Annotated in this window: 18 protein-coding genes and 1 pseudogene; 15 read left to right on the top strand and 4 right to left on the bottom strand. The window is 51.1% G+C overall.

The window, feature by feature from the left end:
* The first annotated feature begins 44 nt into the window (after positions 1–44).
* The 6 genes from nikA to PCH01S_RS04005 are packed head-to-tail and all read left to right on the top strand — an operon-like array spanning position 45 to position 6,831.
* Positions 45–1,655, top strand: coding sequence for a nickel ABC transporter substrate-binding protein (gene nikA, locus PCH01S_RS04030; protein WP_042227029.1), 1,611 nt, complete (start codon positions 45–47; stop codon positions 1,653–1,655).
* Positions 1,656–2,600, top strand: a complete 945-nt coding sequence (nikB, locus tag PCH01S_RS04025; protein WP_042227027.1) for a nickel ABC transporter permease — start codon at positions 1,656–1,658, stop codon at positions 2,598–2,600.
* A complete protein-coding gene (gene nikC, locus PCH01S_RS04020) occupies positions 2,597–3,490 on the top strand; it encodes a nickel transporter permease (protein ID WP_042227025.1) in 894 nt (297 codons plus the stop codon). Before nikB ends, nikC begins: the two co-directional genes overlap by 4 nt.
* On the top strand, positions 3,490–5,214 hold the full coding sequence (locus tag PCH01S_RS04015) for a dipeptide ABC transporter ATP-binding protein (RefSeq protein ID WP_084706519.1): 1,725 nt from the start codon (positions 3,490–3,492) through the stop codon (positions 5,212–5,214). The genes nikC and PCH01S_RS04015 overlap by 1 nt, the downstream gene beginning before the upstream one ends.
* Positions 5,215–5,233: 19 nt before the next feature.
* Positions 5,234–6,097 carry a DMT family transporter gene (locus PCH01S_RS04010; protein WP_084706534.1) on the top strand — a complete coding sequence of 288 codons (864 nt, stop codon included), beginning with the start codon at positions 5,234–5,236 and terminating at the stop codon, positions 6,095–6,097.
* A gap of 32 nt (positions 6,098–6,129) precedes the next feature.
* A complete protein-coding gene (locus tag PCH01S_RS04005) occupies positions 6,130–6,831 on the top strand; it encodes a class I SAM-dependent methyltransferase (RefSeq protein WP_042227023.1) in 702 nt (233 codons plus the stop codon).
* A 210-nt stretch (positions 6,832–7,041) separates the two neighbouring features.
* Here PCH01S_RS04005 and PCH01S_RS04000 read toward each other — a convergent pair whose 3' ends face one another.
* From PCH01S_RS04000 to PCH01S_RS03990, 3 genes are all read right to left on the bottom strand, one after another.
* Entirely contained in the window at positions 7,042–8,106 is a 1,065-nt protein-coding gene (locus PCH01S_RS04000) for a hypothetical protein (protein WP_174446778.1), read from the bottom strand.
* Positions 8,096–8,671: a sigma-70 family RNA polymerase sigma factor gene (locus tag PCH01S_RS03995; protein ID WP_042227019.1), complete on the bottom strand. Its 576-nt coding sequence runs from the start codon at positions 8,669–8,671 to the stop codon at positions 8,096–8,098. Before PCH01S_RS03995 ends, PCH01S_RS04000 begins: the two co-directional genes overlap by 11 nt.
* Positions 8,672–9,035: 364 nt before the next feature.
* Positions 9,036–9,920 (bottom strand): pentapeptide repeat-containing protein, encoded by an 885-nt coding sequence (locus tag PCH01S_RS03990; RefSeq protein ID WP_042227438.1) that lies wholly within the window; start codon positions 9,918–9,920, stop codon positions 9,036–9,038.
* A 273-nt stretch (positions 9,921–10,193) separates the two neighbouring features.
* On the opposite strand from PCH01S_RS03990, the gene PCH01S_RS03985 reads away from it, so the two are divergent.
* From PCH01S_RS03985 to PCH01S_RS29615, 4 genes and pseudogenes are all read left to right on the top strand, one after another.
* Positions 10,194–10,955, top strand: a complete 762-nt coding sequence (locus PCH01S_RS03985; protein ID WP_042227017.1) for a class I SAM-dependent methyltransferase — start codon at positions 10,194–10,196, stop codon at positions 10,953–10,955.
* Positions 10,956–11,023: 68 nt separating this feature from the next.
* Entirely contained in the window at positions 11,024–11,767 is a 744-nt protein-coding gene (locus tag PCH01S_RS03980) for a DUF4184 family protein (RefSeq protein WP_042227015.1), read from the top strand.
* Positions 11,768–12,091: 324 nt separating this feature from the next.
* A complete protein-coding gene (locus tag PCH01S_RS03975) occupies positions 12,092–12,751 on the top strand; it encodes a CatB-related O-acetyltransferase (protein WP_042227013.1) in 660 nt (219 codons plus the stop codon).
* 77 nt (positions 12,752–12,828) lie between these two features.
* A pseudogene (locus tag PCH01S_RS29615) lies at positions 12,829–13,032 on the top strand (tyrosine-type recombinase/integrase); the annotation flags it as partial.
* A 252-nt stretch (positions 13,033–13,284) separates the two neighbouring features.
* On the opposite strand, the gene PCH01S_RS03970 reads toward PCH01S_RS29615, so the two are convergent.
* Positions 13,285–15,525 carry a PQQ-dependent sugar dehydrogenase gene (locus tag PCH01S_RS03970; RefSeq protein WP_042227011.1) on the bottom strand — a complete coding sequence of 747 codons (2,241 nt, stop codon included), beginning with the start codon at positions 15,523–15,525 and terminating at the stop codon, positions 13,285–13,287.
* 231 nt (positions 15,526–15,756) lie between these two features.
* Here PCH01S_RS03970 and PCH01S_RS03965 point away from each other — a divergent pair, with 231 nt between their 5' ends.
* From PCH01S_RS03965 to cntA, 5 genes are all read left to right on the top strand, one after another.
* Positions 15,757–16,359, top strand: coding sequence for a sugar O-acetyltransferase (locus tag PCH01S_RS03965; RefSeq protein ID WP_042227010.1), 603 nt, complete (start codon positions 15,757–15,759; stop codon positions 16,357–16,359).
* A gap of 297 nt (positions 16,360–16,656) precedes the next feature.
* Complete coding sequence (locus PCH01S_RS03960) at positions 16,657–17,490, top strand: diaminopimelate epimerase (protein ID WP_042227008.1); 834 nt, start codon at positions 16,657–16,659, stop codon at positions 17,488–17,490.
* A gap of 27 nt (positions 17,491–17,517) precedes the next feature.
* A complete protein-coding gene (locus PCH01S_RS03955) occupies positions 17,518–18,312 on the top strand; it encodes a class I SAM-dependent methyltransferase (RefSeq protein ID WP_042227007.1) in 795 nt (264 codons plus the stop codon).
* Between the two features lie 25 nt (positions 18,313–18,337).
* Positions 18,338–19,660 carry an opine metallophore biosynthesis dehydrogenase gene (locus tag PCH01S_RS03950; protein WP_042227005.1) on the top strand — a complete coding sequence of 441 codons (1,323 nt, stop codon included), beginning with the start codon at positions 18,338–18,340 and terminating at the stop codon, positions 19,658–19,660.
* A 25-nt stretch (positions 19,661–19,685) separates the two neighbouring features.
* On the top strand, positions 19,686–21,290 hold the full coding sequence (gene cntA / locus PCH01S_RS03945; RefSeq protein WP_042227004.1) for a staphylopine-dependent metal ABC transporter substrate-binding lipoprotein: 1,605 nt from the start codon (positions 19,686–19,688) through the stop codon (positions 21,288–21,290).
* Positions 21,291–21,335: the final 45 nt, after the last annotated feature.

The following is a 21,335-nucleotide window of genomic DNA, read 5'->3' as shown; positions in this document are numbered from 1 at the left end:
ATGCTTTATAAAACCGATTCATGGTAAGGAGGAGTAAGGAAAGGATGTATGATTCAGTCAAGCGAAAAGGGGGAACCCAGCGAAGGTTAAGTGCGATTTCGGCCATTATCGTGCTGTGCGCGGTACTCATGTTAACCGGATGTAATCCAGCCGCTCCGCTGCGGGAAGGACAACCGTCTGAGACAGGCGATACTGCGCAGCGGGAAACGGGCAAGAAATTAACCATTGTCCACAGTCTCCCAAGCGATACGTTGGACCCGCACAACACCTGGGTTCCCCTGAGAGCGGGTGTCTCGGAAACGCTGGTACGTCTGGACGAGAAGATGCAGGTGGTGCCTTGGCTCGCCACAAAGTGGGAGACAAAGGACTTCCGGATATGGTCGTTTACCCTTCGTGACGGGATTTTCTTTCATGACGGGACTAAGCTGGATGCCGCCGCCGTAAAAGCGTCATTCGAGCGAGGAATCGCCGACAGCTCGGCCCTGTCCGCTTCCTTGAAGGTAGAGTCCATTGAAGCAAACGGGCAAGAGCTGATTTTTAAAACCAAGGAACCGTTCCCGGCATTTCCCGCTGAACTGGTTCATCCGACAGCAAGCGTCATAAGTACAGCGGCCGAGAAAGCTATGGGAAAGGAAGCATTCAACAAATCACCGGTGGGTACGGGGCCATTCAAAGTAGCTTCCTTTATTCCGGGAAAAGAGGTCGCCTTGGTGCGTAACGCCGAATACTGGGACGGCAAGGCCAAGCTCAGTGAAGTCAAGTATCAATTCAATTCCGATGCGAACGTACGGACGCTGGCTTTACAGTCCAAGCAGGCGGGGATTGTGTATCATTTGGCGCCCGAAGCGCTGGCGGCGATCCGGCAAGACGGACAGCTTTCGATCCAATCGGTTACCAGTCTCCGTACGCATTATTTTACGTACAACCCCAAGAGCGCCACGGTTCAAGACATCCGGGTAAGACAAGCGATAGATAAACTCATCGACCGGGATGCTATCGTCAAAGACGTGATGCTCGGTCATGCACTTCCTGCGAACGGACCGTTTAACAGTACACTGCCATTCGGCAGGAAAGGCGGCTATCAGAAGCTCGACCCGCAAGGGGCGCTGGAGCTGCTGGAAAGTGCAGGATACAAGAAAAACGCGAAGGGCAAGCTGGAAAAGGACGGAAAACCGCTTACTCTTAAGCTGATTGCTTTCAGCGGAATTAACCCCGAGCTCCCGCTGATCCCGCAGTTGCTCCAATCGGAGGCGGCCAAGGCGGGCATTGAGCTAAAGATCGATTCGGTGGAATATCCGGATGTCTATATAAAGGATCATAACGATTGGGATCTTTCGACATCTAGTTACCTTACCTCGCCACGCGGCGATGGAGGCTCGTTTCTGAATTCGGCCTATGTGCCGGGTGAGTCCTACAATCCCGCCGGGGTTGAAGTCGAGAAGCTTGCTCCGCTGCTGAAGACACTGAACGAAACGGGAGAAGTGGAAAAGCGCAACATGCTCACACAGCAGGCCGTTGAAGTCATTATGGAAGCGATTCCTCATTCCTATATTATTTATCCGAATATATTGGTAGGTATAAACAAAGGAATCAGCGGATGGAAACCCGGAGCGGAAGAGTTCTACATTGTCACGAATAAGCTGGATGTGAACTAGATGATCAAGCTTGCGGCAGGGCGGATTGCGTATTTCGCCTGTGTACTCTTCTTCTTAAGTCTCGTTACCTTTGTCCTGATGAAGCTGGCACCCGGCGATCCGGTACGGGCTGTGCTGAAAGCGGACGAAGGGGCGGTATCCGCTGTCGATGTGGCGGCTGTAAAAGAGAAACTTGGCCTGAATATGCCGATCTACGAACAGTACGCAAGGTGGTTTGCCGGGGTTCTAAGACTGGATCTCGGACAATCTTATACGACAGGCCGGGATGTGGTTGATATTCTCATGGAACGTCTGCCGGCTACGTTTTTCCTGATGGCGGGAGCCATGCTGGTCGTTGTGCTGACAGCAGTTCCACTCGGCATACTGGGGGCTAAGTATCAAGGCCGCTGGCCGGACCATATCAGCCGCTTGATCGCATTACTCGGCATCTCCATGCCGACCTTCTGGCTCGGGCTGCTGCTTATCTACCTGTTTTCCTATCATTTGAACTGGCTGCCGGTCATGGGCGGAGGAGATCTTCTGCATCTGGTCCTGCCGTCGCTTACGCTGGGTTTTGTAATGGCGCCGGAGTATATCCGGTTGCTGCGATCCGGACTGCTGGACACTCTTTCGCAGCCGTATATCCGGGCGGCACGGGGGAGGGGAATCCCGGAATGGCGGATTACGGTAAACCATGCGCTAAGAGCCGCCTTACTTCCGGTGATCTCGCTCTTCGGGCTGAGCGTCGGCAGCCTGCTGGCCGGTTCTGTTGTCACAGAATCTCTCTTTGGATGGCCGGGTCTCGGCAGCCTGGCGATGGAAGCTTTTACTCAGCGTAATTATCCGATCATCCAAGGGTATGTTCTGTTTTCAGGCCTGTGCATCGGTCTTGCCAATCTGCTGTCGGATATCAGCTTGGGGTATATGGACCCCAGAATTCGTTATGCGAAGGGGAGAGAAGCATGAACGGTCGCATTGCGGATAACACCGCATTCGCTCCTAACACGGCATGGAACAGGCTGCGTCATAACCGGCTGGCCTGCGTCGGGATGCTGATGATCGCGTTGTTTCTCCTGGCGGCCTTGTTCGGGAAATGGCTTGCTCCCCATGATCCGCTGCTGGTCAGCATGTCGGAGCGGCTGAAGCCCTCCAGCCTGCAGTACCCGCTCGGCACAGACCATCTGGGCCGGTGCATTTGGTCCAGACTTCTGGCGGGCACTTCGGTCACGCTGGGCCTTTCATTCCTCGTCGTGGCGGTTGTGATGCTGATCGGCATTCCGATCGGCATTCTTTCCGGCTATAGGGGCGGCCGCACGGACGCTTATTTCATGAGGCTGGCCGACGCGGCGGCCGCTCTCCCCGAATTTCTGCTTGCCGTTACGGTTACGGGTTTCTTGGGGCCGGGTTTGATGAAGGTTATGCTTGCCATCTCCTGCATCAAGTGGATCAGCTACGCCCGGGTGGTACGCGGAACCATAATGTCCGAGAAGAAGCAAGATTATATCTTGGCTTCGATCGTCGCCGGCAGTAGCCCGTGGGCGGTCAATCGGCGTCATCTCATCCGGCATATCGCCTCCCCGCTGGCCGTAATGGCTGCCCTGGATGTGGGGAGGACAATCCTTCTTATTTCGGCATTATCTTATCTCGGTTTGGGCGTCCAGCCTCCTGCTCCCGAGTGGGGGGCCATGCTGAGCGAAGGACGACCCTATTTCCAGGCGGCACCGCAGTTCATGATCTATCCGGGCGTCGCTATTCTAGCTGTCGTAATCGCACTGAATCTGCTGAGCGACGGTTTGAGAGATGCGCTTGATGTTCAGAGCGACCGTCCCAGCCGCAGGAAGAGGAGGTATTCGTGATGCGTACGGAGCAGGGGGAAAGGCCCCCGGCAGCTATCGGTGCTTCGTTGTCTGAAGGTGAACTTGAGCAGGTAACCACATCATCTGATGAACCAGTACCCGTACTGGCTATAAAGGAGTTATGCATCTGCACGAAAGGAAGCGGCCGGTCTCTGCCCGTTATCCAAGATATATCCTTTTCAATCCGAAAAGGGGAGACACTGGCCATCGTCGGGGAGAGCGGCAGCGGCAAAAGTGTGACCGCGGCGGCCATTACGGGCCTGCTGCCTTCGTCGCTCCAGATAGCTCTGGGAACAATCAACTTTCAAGGAGACGACCTTCTAACACTGCGGGGCAGGAAAAAAGAAGGCCTGCTTGGCCGCAGAATCGGCTGGGTAAGCCAGGACTATCACAGCAGCTTTACTCCATTGATTAAAATCGGCACTCAGTTGACCGAAATGATCCGTGTGCATCAAAAGATGCCATCGCATGAGGCAAAAACTCTGGCGCTGAGCTGGTTGGAGCGAGTCATGCTGCCCGCGAAGCGCGTGTTCGCCAGTTATCCGTTCCAGCTCAGCGGCGGCCAGCTGCAGCGGGCAGCGATCGCCGCGGCATTCATGCTGCATCCCGCCTTGTTAATCGCGGATGAGCCGACCACAGCGTTGGACGCGGTCTCGGCTGACCGGGTCCTCGGTCTGCTGGATGAGCTTCGCGTCCAAACGGAATGCGCGGTGCTGTTTATCTCCCATGATCTCCGCCATGTGCATCGCACTGCCGACCGGGTGGCTGTTATGCGGGAAGGGCGATTGTTGGAAACGGGAGAAGCTGCCGAAATCTGCAGGCTGCCTCAGCATCCCTATACGCAGCAGCTGCTGGATGCTTGTCCACGGATCATTCCTCAGGGCAGGTTAACGGGCATGGGGAATATTCAAATCTTAAGTGAGAGTCGGACGGCCCCCAGTCCACCTTTAATGTCAGCCGTCGGACTTGTAAAAAGTTACCCTGCCAAGACCGGGCAGGAGGCAGCAGTCCGGCAGCTATCTTTTGAAATTTATGGAGGGGAATGTTTAGGGCTGGTCGGGGAGAGCGGTTGCGGCAAGAGCACGGTCGCTAAGCTGCTGTTAGCGCTGGAGCGGCCGGATGCGGGTGAAGTGATTTTTGACGGAATATCCTTGAATGGCCTTACAGGGCGTGCGCTGCGGCTGGTGCGTAAGAATATACAGGCCGTCTTTCAAAATCCCGCTTCATCGTTAAATAGCCGGCTGCCCATTTGGCGCTCTATTGTGGAGCCGTTTGATAATTTTCAAAAGGATGATCTTTCGGAATTTGCAGGGAGGGGGCAGTCAAGAAGAGACATAGCCGCAGAGCTGCTGGAGACGGTCGGTCTGGAACGTACGCTTGGAGACCGGTACCCCCATGAACTGAGCGGGGGGCAGCGTCAGCGTGTGGCCATCGCCCGGGCTATCCTGCTTAGACCCCGGCTTCTGATCTGTGACGAGCCCACTTCCAGTCTGGATGTTACTGTACAATCGCAAATTTTGAATTTGCTGAAGCAGTTAAGACAGGAACTCGGCATGTCCTGCTTGTTCATCTCTCACGATATTGCCGTTGTTCAGCGAATGTGTACCCGTATCCTGGTCATGAAGGAAGGCCGGATTATTGACCGTTTCCCGGTCGACCGGCTCTGTAGTGAAGAACGTCATCCTTACACGCGCCAGCTGGTTTCGGCGTTTATGCGCGAATAGGATGCAGTCTGAGGTGAATATGAAAAACGGAATCCTGCTTTCTCTTCTGTCTTCCCTCGTGTTCAGTGTGATGAACGCGCTGGTGAAAGGCATCAGCAGCACCATCCCCGCCGCCGAAATTGCGTTCTTTCGCGGACTTATAGGAACCCTGCTCATCTTGATCTTAATGCGATACAGCGGAGTAGCCTTTTCAAGGAAGGGCATCCCGATGCTCGCGGTAAGAGGGCTGAGCGGCGGCCTGTATATGCTTGCCTTTTTTTACACGTTATCCAACATTCCGCTCACGGACGCGAGTCTCTTGGCACAGTTGGCTCCTATCTTTGTGGCACTGTTATCCGCGCTCATTCTGAAAGAGAAGCTGGGTCGCCGGGGAGCGGCGGTATTTCCCGTTATTTTCGCGGGGGCTCTCCTGCTGTTGAAACCGCATGAATTTTCCAGTTACTCGGTCTATGCGCTTGTCGGACTGCTCAGCGCTTTTTTCTCTGCAGCCGCAAGCATATCGATAAGATATTTGAGCAGGACGCATCCGTCTTATGAGATTGTGTTTTATTTTGTGGCGACCTCGACGTTGGTAGCTATTCCCTTCATGTGGGATTCGTTTGTTATACCGGATGCGCGGGAGTCTGTAATGCTGCTGATCATCGGACTTGTATCGCTGCTTGGCCAGTTGTTCCTGACGAAGGCCTTTACCCATGAGAATGCGGTAATTGTACAGATAGTCAGCTATTTCGGCTTATTTCTGAACGTTTTATTCGGATATCTGTTCTGGAACGAGATTCCCGACCTGCTGACTGTCGCAGGTGGCGTAATGATCGTAGCCGGCTGCATGATATTGTTCGGAGGGTACCGCCGAAGTAGTCCCAAGACAAAGCTTCGAATGTAAAAAGTATCAGTTGAAACAAGGAGGAGAAGCGATTGAATCAGGATGTTTTGTACGATGTTTGGTGGAAGCATCATGAAGAGGGCGACCAGGGGATGGAGGACGATCATATCCCCCACTGGAAAAGGGTGCTCAGCTTTATCCCGGAAGAGGACCTCTCGCAGTGCAGCGTACTGGATTTCGGCTGCAATCAGGGAGGCTTCCTCCGGCTGCTCTATGAGCAGAGACCCTTCAAGGAAGGCATCGGCACCGACCTGGCACGCCGGTCGGTGGAGGTGGCCAATAGCCGGAAAGGGGATCTGCCGATTCAATACGTGGCCACTGCGGAACCGGAGCAGTTCGAGGGACGATTTGATCTGGCTTTCAGTTTAGCGGTGCTGTATCTGATTCCCGATCTCGGCGAACATGCGAGGAAGATGAAGAAAGCGCTGAAGCCGGGAGGGGTCTATTACGCGACCTTCGCCGATTACAGCGAAAATCCGAGTCTGCCCTATATCCAAGAGCGGATCAACAGCAATGCCTCCATCCCCATGCAGGAGCATACCCTTGACCATATAGCGGAAATGTTCTTTCAAGAGGGTTTCCGGGTCGGCATCCGGCGCATGATTCCGACATGGTATCTCGATTTGTCACCAGGCAAAAGGTGGTACCAACGTGTGGCCGACCATCTTCAATATGCTTACGAGCAGGCGTATGTACTGCGGTTCGAGGCGCCCGGTGGTCCCATAGGCACATGATCGGAGTCGTGTAGAAACAAACCACAAGGAGGAGGAACGCGTTCACCGGTTCACTCCATCCGTGAAGGTAAGCAGGCCGTAAAAGCGGGTTTTACCGGGCGGTGACTCCAAACACAAGTACCCCGCAGGAAGGGCACTTTTTTAAAGTGTCCATCTTACGGGTTACCGTTCGGAGTGAGGTTAGAACCGTAACCTCATCCCCTTGACTGGTTATTTCTTCGAGGATGTTTCATTTTTGTGCTCGATCACTTGCAGCACTTTTGGTTCAATAGCTTTTAACATTTGTTCAATTGAGGAATTGCCTTGAGGAACGTCGCCATTCTTTTCGCTTTGAATTTGCGAATCAACCTGTGTTTTTGCAATAACGTCAATCACTTGTTGTTTAGAGACCTGTTTAGATGAGGCCACTTCCACAACGGATTTGCCTTTTGCCAATTCTTCTTTCAATTCGGCCGGGCTGATTTTTAGCAAGGAGAACAGTTTGGCATCATTTAAAAAGTCGTCGGCAAAGTAATCGGGCTTACCGTCTCTCGAGAAATAACCTTCTACTCTATCGGTTGAAGGTGTTGAAGGTGCAGTCTCACCTCCGATAAGAGAAACGCTGATCGCATTGCCCTGAACAAATACTTGGTAGAACGGTGTTTTGGATCCCTTTTTGCTGTAATTCAACATAAACGTTTTTTGATCCGGGTTCTCCATTTGCTCCATAGCAAACTCGTACTCTTTGACGCTGTCGTACAGTTTATCAATCAGATAATCCGTCTTCGACTTGATTTCCTGATCGGTTAAAGCAGGGAGCGGCTTCTCCTTAGGCTCCCAATTCTCTTGAATCACGTGTTCAATCGCACCCGTAACGGCGTTGGTATGGAGGGTAATCTTTTTGCCGGTGCCTCCTTTTTCCTGCAGGATGATGCTTGTTTGGACACCTTGAACGCTGCTTGCCTCGATAATCTCAAACGATTTTGTTTCGGGAAATGCGTTATAAAGCTTCTCAAGCGCTGCTTTGCCAACCTTATCCACCTTGACTTGTTCAGCCGTCATTGGTGTTCTCGTCAGCATTTCAATCAAGGTAGGGGCCGCATATGCCGCGGTTGGAATCAAAATCGCAGCAGCGACAATTCCGCCGATTAAACGTTTTTTCATAGGTAATTCGCTCCTTTTTCGTTGCAAATAGTGAGAATAGGATTGTTCGATTCGTCTGGTAACGGCCGGAGGGCACTCCATCGTTTCTGCTTCTTCGTGCAGATGTTCACGGATTTTGCGTTCAATAGTCATTGATCTTTTCCATCCTTTCCGGGGGGAGATTCCATATGTTTTTTCGAAGCGCCTGGAGACCGGCGTGATATCTGGACTTGACTGTACCCAGCGGAATATCGAGCAATGCCGCGATTTCCTCCAGCGTATAGTCATGATAAAAGCGGAGGACGATCACCGCTCGCTGTTTGTCGGTCAGTTTTTGGATGGCCTGCGATATCATTTGGTTCGTCCCGTCCATCAACACGGCAGGCTGATCCCAATGAGACTCTTCCCTGGAGAAGGCGCGAATGCGTTCAAAAATTCGGAATCTCCGCCAGCTCTTGACCCGAAATCTCTGCACTTGACGGATGACCAAGCCGTGCAGCCAAAAGTGGAAAGGCCGGTTCGGATCGTAGTTGGCAAGTGAGGTCCACATTTGCATATAGATCTCATTCATCACATCTTCCCGATCCTGCGGGTGGTCCACCAGAAAGGAGACTGTCCGGTAGACGTCCTGATAGGTGGCGTCATACATCGCGTGAAACGCCTGTTGATCACCATCTTTCATTTTTGTGAGTAGTTGGTACATGTATTCACTTTGCATTCAGAGGGCCCTCCTGAGTAAGCAGCTTACACCCTATATTGTCTCTCTAGCGAAAAAAGGTTCGGTTCTTGATTTCTTTTTTTGCAAACGGCCGAGTGGCGGTGAATTTAGATTCAGGGATAAGAATACAAAAGCCGGATTCCTTAGAGTAGGAAAACCCGGCTTTTTAACTATTGAACAGTCCTTAGTGTATATTTTTGCCAAATTGTCGGCGGGACCCTTATAATGTAAAAAAGAGGCGGATGGGGGCATATTCCAAATCCGGATCACGGCAATTCCCTTCCGTAACACGGGCCCAAAATCTGACTGCTCCGGAGTTTACGTGAAAGGTTCATGCCCTAGACAAATCGCACTTGTCGTCCGGTCATTCCGTTCCATGTCCGGCGGCGGACCAGTGCGAGGGATGAACGAGCGCTGCCGGAATCTTCGTGCGCGCATCGCCTCTCGCCGCGTTGAGCTGGGCCTGCGTGAGGAATAAACTCCCGCGCAAGTCGGCTCCGCCGAGATTGGCGTCCCGGAAATCCGCGCCGATCAGGTCCGCCGCTCTCAGATCGGTGTTCCGGAGATCGGCGGCGATGAGGTACGCCCCCCGGAGGTTGGCGCCGCTCAGATCGGCTCCCTTCAGGTTCGCCCCCATGAGGTCGGCGCCCCGGCCGACTTTGCGGCGCTGTGTGCCGCCTTTCCGGCGGCTTGCGGCGTCGGCGCGGACGAGTTCGCTCGTCCGCAAAAGAAGCTCGTTGACTTTCCCCCTGTGTGCGGCGCCATCAAGCTCCAGAAGCGCTTCCGGGGCGAGGAAAGTCAGGCGTTCCGTCTCCTCCAGCGCGGTGCGCAGCTCACCGTGTACGGAACGGGCGGGCTGGAGAGTCAGCGCTTCGGACAAGTACCACAGAAGCTCATGGAGCTGCCGCATGACCGGGAACACCTCGAACATCTGTTTCTCGGACCCGGGGACCCGGCGCCAGTCTTCTCCGGCGTAAGTCACCTGCGAAACCTTCTGTCCGGCGCCGAAGCAGTCAAAGACCGTGCAGCCTTTGAAGCCCTGCTCGCGCAGGCTGGTGTGAATGCCGCACCGGAAGTCCTGCCGCAGATTGGGACAAGGCTGACCGGCGTCCTTGTCTTTCGCAAAGTCGGCGGATGCCGCATAAGGCAGCGCCACGCAGCAGAGGCCGAAGCATTTCTCGCAGTCGGTCAGGAGCCCTTGCGGGCTTTTATAGGAATCCGTTTCCGGATTTTCATGAGGTTGAGACATGGTAAATACTCCCTTCGTATAACCGTGCGTATATAGCAACAACCTCCATTTTAAAGGCAGGTACGCCCGGAGCGAAAGGATTTTTTTCTTATAAAGCAAAATAGCGGCTGTTTCGGACAGGCGCAGCATACCTTTGAAGGAGGAAAAGCAGGCGTGAAGCAAAATTTGCTGGAGCATGAGATCTAACTCCCAAACCCGAGAATAAGAGATCCTCCGCATAGGGCTCATTTTGACGATGACTAAAAAAATGAGTTCGGGAGGTATTCGAAGACAATGGATAAACATTTTCTGGATTTAGTACACGGCGTTAAACAGGATTTCACCGGGTGGGATTTCACATCTATGACCGGAACGGGGCGTATAGACAGCGGGCTGCTTTCCTGGTCTTACGGGAGCTTGGCTATTCCGCTTGTGCGGAGCGCAAGTACCCTGCTGGATATGGGAACAGGCGGGGGAGAGATTCTGTCTATGCTGGGGCCTCTGCCGGATCAGGTATACGCGACGGAAAGCTACGCCCCCAATGTGCCCGTAGCCAGGCAAAGACTGGAGCCGCTCGGGGTAAAAGTGATTCAGATCGAGCTCGGGCAGGATTCCGATTTGCCCTTTGCAGACAAGCAGTTCGATCTGATTCTGAACAAACACGAAATCTACTGCCCGGCAGAGATGAGCAGAATCATCACGGATGACGGTATTTTTCTGACTCAGCAGTCGGGCGGGCAGGACTGCCGTGAGCTGAATGAATATTTCGGCGTTCCGCTGAACGAAGAATTCAGCGGCTGGAATTTGGATAGGGCAGTGGAAGGTTTGAGGGCAAACGGCTTTGACATCGTAATGGGCAAAGAAGAATTCATTCCGCAAAGATTTTACGATATCGGCAGCTTGATTTATTATTTGAATGCCACACCTTGGCAGGTTCCCGGATTTGAGAAGAACCTCTATCTGGAGAAGTTGTACGAGATTCACCGGATTATCGGGGATAAGGGTTATTTTGAAACGACACAGCACCGCTTCATTATAAAAGCACGGCTTGCGTAAACAACAGAGGCCTTCCTGGTGGAGGGCCCTCCCGATTTCTTAAACCTTTGCATGATAGGAGTAGTGGCATGCCTTTTACGTTCGCGCATCCCATGGCGGTTATGCCGTGGTGGAACAAAACGACACTTCCGGTATCCGCTCTGATTATCGGGTGCATGTCTCCGGATTTCGAATATTTTGTCCGGTTCCGGGCCGCCGGTGTTTGGAGCCACCATGGGGCGGGGATCGTGTTTTTTAATCTGCCGATGATCCTCCTGCTGTTTATGCTCTTCGAAACCGCTGTCCGGCCGGCGCTTTACGATTATTTGCCCGGCCGGTTTCCTTACCGCTGGAGAAGGGAAGGCGGAATTCCCGCTACTTTTAAAGGCTGGCTTACGGTCGCGGTTCTGGGCCTGGCAGGCACCGGCACGCACCTGATCTGGGACCAATTCACGCACAAAGGCGCCTGGCTGGTCAACCATATCTCCTTCCTCGGCGGAACGATAACGGCGGGAAGCTTGGAAGTTCCCGTATACAAAGCGGCGCAGCACGGAAGCACGCTGATCGGGTTGATAGGGACGGCCTGGTGGATACATCGGCATTTACGCGTTCCGGCTGAGGAGAGATCGCGGGTTTCCGGCAAGCCTTTCTGGTTTGCCGTGCTGGCCCTGTTTGTCTTGATTTTTGCGATAGCGGCTGTTTTCGTAGTGGACGGCAAAGGACTGGAGCTTCTTTTGCAGCTTGTCGTTCCGGCCATTAGCTCCCTTATGCTTGCCGTTCTTCTGGCTTGCCTGTTTTTTAGCAAAAGCGTAAGCAGAAACGGCCGAGGTTGAACCAACCGCCCCATAAAAGGCTATACGATCAGTGTTTTCAACGGTTTATAGCTGTCATTGTGAATGTTTGACTACGTATTTGACTACATCCGCCTCGTATGAGATGGATACATCTTTCTAGCTATTCAACTAAAGCACTCCATTAGTTAAAGTGAATACTTTCACAATTTGACTGTTAGAATTTATTGAGTTAAGCTTTTATTACTCACAAAAGAAAGGCTGAAGATAATGATTCGTCGTTTGAAAAAGTTTAAAAATGTCGCTGTGAGATTAAGCTTCTAAGTAAATCGTAAAATCTACAATACTTAGAAGCGAGGTATAATTATGAATCAACCGTTATTTAATCATTGGTCTGAAATTAAATATTTAAAAGATATAGTGACAAATCCACTTATTGAAGTGGGTGAGTATTCCTATTATTCAGGTTATTACGGAAATCAAAACTTTGAAGATGGTTGTGTAAGGTATTTATGGGGAGATTTTAAATCACAGGAGCTTTTCAATCCTATTGAACAATATGGTTGGCATCTTGATAAGCTTATTATTGGAAATTATGTTTGTATTGCTAGTGGAGTAGTTATTTTAATGGGTGGCAACCATAACCACCACTCTGAATGGGCGACGGTTTATCCATTTGTTGAACAAGTAGAACAATCATACGAACCAAAAGGCGATACAGTCATAAAAAGTGATGCCTGGATTGGTATGAACGCTATGATAATGCCAGGTGTTACAATTGGTGAAGGTGCAATCATTGCGGCAGGCTCTGTAGTCTCAAAAGATGTTCCACCATACACAATTGTTGGTGGGAATCCTGCAAAGGAAATAAAAAAAAGATTCACTGATTCAGAAATAAATAAATTAATGGAAATGCGTTGGTTTGATTGGGACAGAAAAATGATTGAAAGAGCAATCCCTCTTTTGTCAAATTCATCTATAGATAAGTTATATGATTTTTATAACACCGAAGTAAAGAAAAAATAATCTCGTTCGAAAAACTACATTCTTAAAAGAGTGTAGTTTTTTGACATTCATCACACTAAATTTAATTTGTCTTGTTCAAGTATAAGCTAGGTACAATCACAACACACGGTTTCCGCCATACTCACTGCTCGCTGTTATTTGAGGCGGGAGCAACCTTAAAGGAAGTTCAAGATCGTTTAGGTCATAGTGATATAAAAACAACAATGGACACATACACCCATGTTACGAAAGAAGCAAAAGAAGAAGCGATATTGAAGTTTGCTAGCTATCTTGAGACGTAGTTAGATGACTACGCTTTGACTACGTTTTTGACTACGTTCGATTGATATTCAATGAAACTGCTATACGACATAAGGCAAAAGAAAAAAACCTTGATATACAAGGGTTTTGACACTCATTGAAATCATCTGATTTCTTAAAATGGAGACGGCCGAGGTTGAACCGGTTTCAACGAAAAGCCCGCCGTCAGGCGGTTTTAAGAAAGAACAAAAAGAGCGGGAAATCCCGCTCTTTTTCTCATTCACACGCAAGGTTTAAAAGTTAGGCGCCAATCGGACCAATTTATCGGGCGTTCCGTCTCCGTTCTTATCCCCGTTGTTGCTGGTCACGAAATAAAGCGAGCCGTCCGGAGCTTCGACAATGTCGCGGATACGGCCGTATTTATTGACGTACAAATAGTTAAGACTGCCGCTGTCGATGACGGGCTTGCCGTTCTGTTCCTTGACGGTCATGCGGATTATCTGTTTGCCCTTCAAGTTGGTGACAAGCAGATCCCCGGCCCACGGCCCTTTGGTCACAAAGGCGATGCCGGAAGGCGCCCAAGTAGTCCCGCTGGCGTAAAGGAGAGGCGGCGTAATGCCCGGTTGATTCTGATTTCCGCCCTCGTACTGCGGCCAGCCGTAATGGGCTCCCGGTTGAATGAAGTTAATCTCGTCTTTGGACGATTCTCCGTGCTCGGACTCGAACAGCCGGTTCGTTCCGGGCTGCCAGGCCAATCCTTGCGGATTCCGGTGCCCCCGGCTGTAAATCGGCGAAGAAGCACCGAACGGATTATCGGACGGGATCGTGCCGTCCAGATTCAGCCGGAATATTTTTCCTCCGAGATAGGTTAGCGTGTCGTCCTTGTTGCCGTAGTTGCCGTCACTGAAATAGAGCTTTTTGTCCGGGCCGATTTTGAGACGGCCGCCGTTGTGATACACCGCCCCGGGAAGATTCGTGATCAGGACTTTGTCGATTTTGGCGGTATTGTTGCTTTCGATCAGGCGGACCACCCGATTGGCGACTTTGTTGTCCGAGGTCTTGTAGGAGTGGTAAATATACATATAATGATTGTTGGTGAAATCCGGATCTAGCGCCAGTCCCAGCAGTCCTCCCTCGCTCTTGGGCATGTAGTAGAAAGGAGATCCCAGCGTAATGACCGGTGCGGATTTCAACTGACCGTTCACGACGACGCGTATTCTGCCGCTATTGCGTTCGGTGAAAAAAATCCGGCCGTCCGGCGCGAAGTCGACCGCCCACGGCGTTTCCAGATTGGAAGCGACGACCTCGGGCGTGTAAGGTTCCGAAGAGGCCGGGTTCGTTTTAACCGACAGCGCTTTGCTGGCGGGGGACACATTGCCGGCAAGGTCTCTGGCTTTTACCGTAAAGCTGTAGGAGGTATTGGCGGCAAGCCCCGTCACGTTGAAAGAGGTCTTGTCGGTGCTGCCGGACAATTTCCCGTTCGTGAAAATATCATAGGCATACACGCCTACGTTATCCGTCGCTGCGGTCCAGGTTAACTGGACGGACGTGGAGGTTTTGCTTGAACTCGCAAGTCCGGCCGGAGCGGCGGGGCTCTCCGTATCGGATCCGCTGGTTGTCGTCACCGACAGAGGAGCGCTGGCTGCCGAGCTGTTTCCGGCCGCGTCCCTGGCCTTTACCGTAAACCGGTAAGTGGTGGCAGGTTTCAAGCCCGTAAAGGTATAGGAAGTACCGGCAACGTTCGCCTGGGTCAAAACATCGTCCTTGTACAAATCGTAGCCGGTGACACCGACATCGTCCAGCGATGCGGTCCAGGCGATTTCCACGGACGTATCGGTTACGGATCTGGCCTGAACGTTCGTCGGCTCGGTTGGCGGAAACACGTCGCCGGCGGCGTTTACCGTCACGTTAGTAAAAGCGGCGGTGCTCAGCTTGGACGTGTTGTGGCTGGAGACGGCAAGGCCGACAAACACGGAGGCGTTCATCTTTAAAGTAAGCGTCCCCAGATCGCCCCAATTCAATCCGTTGTTGGACACATACCCCCGGATGACGTTTCCTTTGCGCTCCAGTTTTACCCACGCAGGGGAGGTCGAAGCGATTTTCTCGCTCTCGGAGGTGCCTCCGGTTTCCGTTCGATACTGGAATGTGAATCCGTTGGAAGGCGTCAGAAGCAGATCGGCATGTTTGGAATCCGGCTTCAGCGTTTCCCGGATCGTAATGCCCGCTTTGGCAAAATCGTGGGTGTTCGTCTGCGAGGAAACGAGAGCTACGATTGAGCCGTCTCCCGTCCAGGGCTGATAGACGAAATTGAATTGGTCCGATTTGCCCCAAATATCCGTGCCTGAGCCGCTGACTTCAAAACGGCCCGCACCCGGGTCATAGGAGGCGCTGCCCGCCAGAGCGGGCGAGCCGATGTTTTGCTGCTTCCAGGGAGCCGGCACACTTTCCGCCTTGGCCGTTCCCGGTACGGGTATTAAAACAAGCAGAAGACAAAAGCAGAGACTTAAAGCAACCTGTTTGCAATGCATAATCATTCCCACACGTCCTTTCGGTTTGGAATGGCACTAAGGGTTTGCTTTGCTTAAAGACGAAGGCGGTCCTCCTTTCAAAAGTTAAAGCGCTTATACTTTCGTAATTCATTTTACCATAAATCCCAGTAAAAGGTATATATATGAAATGTAAACGCTTAGCGTTTTGGCTCGTACGGTAAACATGTTAGAATGAACAGGATGCAAAACAACGAGACCTAAAGGAGTTCAGACACGATGACGGACCCGAAGCCTTTGACCGAGAAACAAAAGATGTTAGCCGGCAAACCTTACAAAGCTTTCGGAGAGGAGCTTCTGCTCGAACGGCAGCACGCCAAGGAAGTCTTGTTCGACTACAACGCGCTGCGTCCCGGCGAAGTCGAGAAACGGAACGCACTGCTCCGTCCGCTTCTCGGACGTACGGGCAAAGTCTTTTTTATAGAACCCCCGTTCCGCTGCGATTACGGATACAATATTTCGCTGGGGGAAAATTTTTATGCCAATTATAATTTAACGGTGCTCGACTGCAATCGGGTAACGATCGGGAACAACGTTCTGATCGGCCCCAATGTGAGCGTGTTTACGGCCGGCCACGCCATTCATCCGGAGCTTAGAGTGAATGAGGTGGAATACGCGCTCCCGATCTCGATCGGCAACAATGTCTGGATCGGCGGCGGGGCGATACTCAATCCCGGCGTGTCGATCGGCGACAATACGATTATCGGATCGGGGAGCGTCGTTACGAAGGATATCCCCGCAGACGTCATTGCCGCGGGCAATCCGTGCCGAGTCCTTCGTCCGATCACAGAGGACGACAGGAACCAGTTCCGGGACGCCTAAAGCCGGAACCGCTGCCAAAGACTGCTTCCGTGGAAGCAGTCTTTTCCTGTTTTTCTGTTTGCCGGATCGCAGGGGCCGCACTTCTTCTTCGGAAGCGCCGTAAGCAGAGACGGCGATCCTTTATCGCTTCACTCCATAATAAGGAACCAGGGATGCCCGATTCGGGCATCTTTTTTTATTATTGACGATAATTGGGATTGCGAGTATGATAATGATAATCGTTACGATTACGATTAAATTCAGTCGCGCGACGTAATCCTGCATTTTTTAAAAAATCGGCCCAGGGGTAGTTGTCTGATGAAACGTGAAATCGACTTTGTGAAATGCAATCCCACACAGAATATGACCATTCTTGTGAGAACGAATCACCTGGCTGAGGACTATATGCCCATCGCCGCTAAAATGATGTCCTACGACAGTGTGTACGCCGAACAAGTAGGCTTCATCGAAAAACCCGGCAGCTATGAAGCCGATGCAAATTTGCGAATGGCGGGAGGTGAGTTTTGCGGGAATGCGTGCATGTCCTTAGCCGCTTTTCTTGCCTCCGAGAAAGGAATGAATCCCGACGATTTCATGGAAATTGTCCTCGAAGCTTCCGGAACGGAACAGCTAATCACCTGTCATGTGAAAAAAGTCAAGGAAGAGTACGTGTGCCGGCTTGCAATGCCTGTGCCCAAAAAAATCGATCGGAAGACAATTAAGTTTGAAGGCGATGACTTGGATATTGTCACGGTGAGATATCCCGATTTTCTACATATTGTGATCGAAGTCGATCATTTCAATGAGACCGTGAGAAATCGGGCACAGGCCCTGGCGAAGTTGCTTGGAGCGGCTTCGGAAGCCAGCGTGATCGGCATTTTGTTATTTAAGAGTGATTCGGACGAACTGGCTCCGCTTATTTATGTCCCTCTCTTGGACAGCATGATTTGGGAAAGAGGGTGCGGCTCCGGCACGGCTTCACTTGGCGCCTTCCTGTCATGGAAAAACAAGGGGGCCGTTTCCGCGCAAATCAAGCAGCCCGGCGGAACCATGACGGTCATGGCCGAATGGAAGGAAGACGAGGTAACAAGCCTCACTATTGAAGGAGCCGTCGAAATTGTAGCCCAAGGCAGAGCTTTCATTGATGTTTAACTTACTGAACCGGATTGGAGTGAATGTATGCATACGCCCGAACAATTTTTGCAAACTTTAAACGGATTCCAAGCACAATTTGCGCAGTTGGCAGAACGTTACGAAGGTACCGCTCAGGGAAGCTCCGAGTTAGAGGCCATCCTAGATGACTATTCCGCTTTTATTACGAACGAGGCTAATGAAGAATCATGGGAACATTTGAACCGGCAAGATTCCGGCCATATGTCCCGGCTAGTGGAAGATCTGAGGAAGACGTCGGCATTCTGTGTCGCGATTATGGAAAAATATCGTGCATGGAAGCTGCTGAACGGAGACGCGGAAAGAACGGAGTATTTCCGGAATATAGAATCCTGCATCGAAAAAGAATTTGGAAGCTTTCAAGTGACGGCGGATTCGAAAGTGCTGCTGGTGGGTTCGGGTTCATTCCCCATGACGCCACTGTACATAGCCAAGCGAACCGGTGCGGAAGTGATCGGCATCGACATTGATAGGGAGGCAGTGGAACTTGGAAGAAGGGTTGTAGAGGAATTGGGAAGCGGATTGAAAATCAGGCTGGAGAACGTGTTCGTAGAGCATCTGGATGATATACGGGAGGTGACTCACATCATATTCAGCTCAACGGTCGCCAATAAATACGAACTGCTGGACCAGTTGGAGGCGCTGACCGAGCGGGATGTGATTGTGGCTATGAGATACGGAGACGGTTTGAAATCTTTATTCAATTACCCCATGCAAAAGGTGAACGGGCGCAAGTGGAGCTTGGCTGAAACCGTTTTGCGTCCCGGTCATGTGTTCGATATCGCTTTGTATCGGAAAGCATAGGCTTTATTTGGGGAGGAAGGATCAAATGGATGATTTTCAAAAAGTCTTAGTGCTGGGAACGGGTCCCGCTTCGATTCAATTGGCCGTCCTGCTAAAAAAAGTTGCGAACTGCCGCGTAGGAATCGCCGGTCGAGAGTCCGCTCGTTCCGAACACTTCTTTGCGGCGCTCAAGGAGAGCAGCCGGCGTATCCGCGTTGACATTCAAAATGAAAAACACCGGCAGCTGCAAGGCGAGTGCGTCGTCGATGATGTTTTTCACGGATACGAGAGCATTACCGGAAAATGGGATACCGTGATCTTGTCCGTTACAGCGGATGCCTACATAGGAGTACTCAAACAAATCGAGGAAAAGCTTTTACAGCAAGTACGGTGTGTGGTTTTAATTTCTCCGACTTTCGGTTCAAACAGCTTAATCCGCCACTTTATGACGGATATTCGTGCAGACGCGGAAATTATCAGCTTTTCCACCTATCTTGGCGATACGCGCTGGAGGCACGACAAGCCGTCCGATCAGGTCATCACGACAGGAATCAAGAAAAAAGTGTTCATTGGCTCGACCAAGGCCCCAGCCGAATCCGATAATGTGGCGAAGCTTCGCGCGTTGTATGAACAACTCGGGATAACTTTGGAAATCATGCGTTCTCCATTCGAAGCGGAAACGAGAAACATATCCTTATACGTCCACCCGCCTCTGTTTATGAACGACTTTTCGTTAAATGTCCTATTCGGAGAAGCGGCCCCCAAGAAATTTGTATACAAAATGTTTCCCGAAGGTCCCATTACACCCGCTTTAATCCGCGATATGGTGGCCTGTTGGAAAGAGATGACGGCCATTCTCCGCAAGCTGCATATAGACGGCCTTAATTTGCTTAAGTTCATGACAGACGATAATTATCCGGTGCGGCCGGAAAGCTTATCGCGTCATGAGATCGAAAACTTCCAACACTTCGAAACGATCCATCAAGAATATTTGGTATACATCCGGTATACATCGCTGTTAATCGATCCTTTTTCCGAGCCGGATCCCAATGGGAAATATTTCGATTTCTCGGCAGTCCCCATTCGGCAAATTTTTGTCAACCAGGAAGGGTACTGGGACATCCCGCGTATGCCGAAGGAAGATTACTACCGAATAAAAATCATACAAGGCATTGCGAAGTATGTAGATTCAAGCTGTCCGACGATCGATACGTTCATTTCAACCTATGAGCGGAAAATAGAGGAAGCGGCTCAGCATAGGCTGCAAGGCGAGTTGTTGTCGGATGCATTCATCGTGCAAAGTTTTGAAGAAGATTTGAAGAGGATACGCATTGAAATAGAAACTGGTTTGGTCTCAAAGGACATATAGTACGCTGCATACTGGAGGAAAAGACGTGACGAGAAGAATAGCGGGTTTATTAGCTGCTTTATTGATTTCCATTGCCCTGCTGGCAGGCTGCGCCGGCGATAAGAGCGCGAAAACGGGGGCCCCGGAACAAAGCAAAGAACTGGTGTACGCCACGGCAAAAGATATTAACGATATGAACCCCCATTTATACACGGGTTCAATGCCGGCGCAAGGAATGGTGTACGAATCCTTAGTCGAAAATACGGAAAACGGGATCAAGCCGCTGCTGGCCGAATCTTGGGAAACTTCAAAGGACGGGAAAACATACACTTTTCATCTGAGAAAAGATGTGACCTTTCACGACGGGGAACCGTTTAACGCGGAGGCTGTGAAGAAAAACATCGAAGCCGTGCAAAAAAACGCAAGCAAGCATTCCTGGATCAAACTATCCACTAAGATCGTCAGTTGTACGGTGCGGGATGAGTTTACGGTGGAATTGATTCTATCCGAGCCCTACTATCCGGCTTTACAGGAATTGTCGATGACCCGGCCTTACGTATTCATCTCCCCCAAAAATTTCGTTAACGGGGAGACAAAGGATGGCGTGAGCGGATACAACGGCACCGGTCCCTATAAGCTCACGGAGCATAAAACCGAACAGTATGCCACTTTTGAAGCCAATGAAAGCTACTGGGGCGGCGCGCCCAAAGTGAAGAAAATTACGGCGAAAGTTCTTCCGGCAGGGGAAATGACTCTTTTGGCGCTGCAAAAGGGTGAAGTCAATTTTATCTTCACGGATGATCGAGGCGCGGACAGCATTGATGTGGAAGCGATGAACCGGTTAGTTCAATCGGGTGATTTCCAGTTGGTCAGAAGTAAAGCGATGAACACGAAAATGATCGTGGCCAACAGCAGCAAATCAGGCCCCGTACACGAAACGGCCGTACGCGAGGCCATCTGGTATTCCATTGATCGGGAAACCGTCAGCAAGCAAATTTTTAACGGGATGGAAACGGCGGCTAACGCTCTATTCTCCTCCAATGTCCCTTATGCGGATGTCGATTTGAAGAAGCGGGGCTACGATCCGGAAACGGCGAAAAAGATTTTGGAAGAAGCGGGCTGGCGCCTGGAGAGCGGCAAAGAAATCAGAACCAAAGACGGAACCCCGTTAACCATGAAACTTTACTACGACGTCAATTCTTCCTCTCAAAAAACGCAGGCGGAATTTCTTCAACACACGTTGACAACAATAGGGGCTAAGCTGGACCTTATCGGCGAAGAATCTTCTTCTATCGCGAAAAGAAGAGCCACGGGAGACTACGATCTGCTGTTCAATCAAACATGGGGGCTCGCCTACGATCCTCAAAGTACAATTGCCGCCTTTACATCGGAAAGCTCCTATCTGCACACAACCAAAGGCATACCGAAAGCAGCCGAGCTTTATAAGAAAATCGATGAGGTGATGGTGTCCGCCGACGAGAAGACACGGAAATCGTTATACGCGGATATTTTAACGCTTGTCCATGATGAAGGCGTCTTTATCCCCGTTACCAATGGCAGCGTCACTGTATTGGCTCCCAAAAATTTGAAAGGGATCTCGTTTAAGCAGACGCAATACGAGCTGCCGTTTGAGCAAATGTACTTTGAGTAGCTGCATGCATGCACAGGGAACTCCCTGAAGCCATGTACAAAAAAG

The organism is Paenibacillus chitinolyticus NBRC 15660, assembly GCF_000739915.1.
GTDB classification, from domain to species: domain Bacteria; phylum Bacillota; class Bacilli; order Paenibacillales; family NBRC-103111; genus Paenibacillus_F; species Paenibacillus_F chitinolyticus.
Note: the sequence above shows the minus strand (reverse complement) of the source record. Positions and strands in the feature narration are given on the sequence as shown.

What these genes read in the sequence shown, in the direction of transcription:
- PCH01S_RS04000 (WP_174446778.1), bottom strand. Translation starts at nt 8,106, where the DNA reads ATGACTATTGAACGCAAAATCCGTGAACATCTGCACGAAGAAGCAGAA.
- nikA (WP_042227029.1), top strand. Translation starts at nt 45, where the DNA reads ATGTATGATTCAGTCAAGCGAAAAGGGGGAACCCAGCGAAGGTTAAGT.
- PCH01S_RS04010 (WP_084706534.1), top strand. Translation starts at nt 5,234, where the DNA reads ATGAAAAACGGAATCCTGCTTTCTCTTCTGTCTTCCCTCGTGTTCAGT.
- PCH01S_RS03995 (WP_042227019.1), bottom strand. Translation starts at nt 8,671, where the DNA reads ATGCAAAGTGAATACATGTACCAACTACTCACAAAAATGAAAGATGGT.
- PCH01S_RS03955 (WP_042227007.1), top strand. Translation starts at nt 17,518, where the DNA reads ATGCATACGCCCGAACAATTTTTGCAAACTTTAAACGGATTCCAAGCA.
- nikC (WP_042227025.1), top strand. Translation starts at nt 2,597, where the DNA reads ATGAACGGTCGCATTGCGGATAACACCGCATTCGCTCCTAACACGGCA.
- PCH01S_RS04015 (WP_084706519.1), top strand. Translation starts at nt 3,490, where the DNA reads ATGCGTACGGAGCAGGGGGAAAGGCCCCCGGCAGCTATCGGTGCTTCG.
- PCH01S_RS03965 (WP_042227010.1), top strand. Translation starts at nt 15,757, where the DNA reads ATGACGGACCCGAAGCCTTTGACCGAGAAACAAAAGATGTTAGCCGGC.
- PCH01S_RS03970 (WP_042227011.1), bottom strand. Translation starts at nt 15,525, where the DNA reads ATGATTATGCATTGCAAACAGGTTGCTTTAAGTCTCTGCTTTTGTCTT.
- nikB (WP_042227027.1), top strand. Translation starts at nt 1,656, where the DNA reads ATGATCAAGCTTGCGGCAGGGCGGATTGCGTATTTCGCCTGTGTACTC.
- PCH01S_RS03990 (WP_042227438.1), bottom strand. Translation starts at nt 9,920, where the DNA reads ATGTCTCAACCTCATGAAAATCCGGAAACGGATTCCTATAAAAGCCCG.
- PCH01S_RS03985 (WP_042227017.1), top strand. Translation starts at nt 10,194, where the DNA reads ATGGATAAACATTTTCTGGATTTAGTACACGGCGTTAAACAGGATTTC.
- PCH01S_RS03960 (WP_042227008.1), top strand. Translation starts at nt 16,657, where the DNA reads ATGAAACGTGAAATCGACTTTGTGAAATGCAATCCCACACAGAATATG.
- PCH01S_RS03980 (WP_042227015.1), top strand. Translation starts at nt 11,024, where the DNA reads ATGCCTTTTACGTTCGCGCATCCCATGGCGGTTATGCCGTGGTGGAAC.
- PCH01S_RS03975 (WP_042227013.1), top strand. Translation starts at nt 12,092, where the DNA reads ATGAATCAACCGTTATTTAATCATTGGTCTGAAATTAAATATTTAAAA.
- PCH01S_RS03950 (WP_042227005.1), top strand. Translation starts at nt 18,338, where the DNA reads ATGGATGATTTTCAAAAAGTCTTAGTGCTGGGAACGGGTCCCGCTTCG.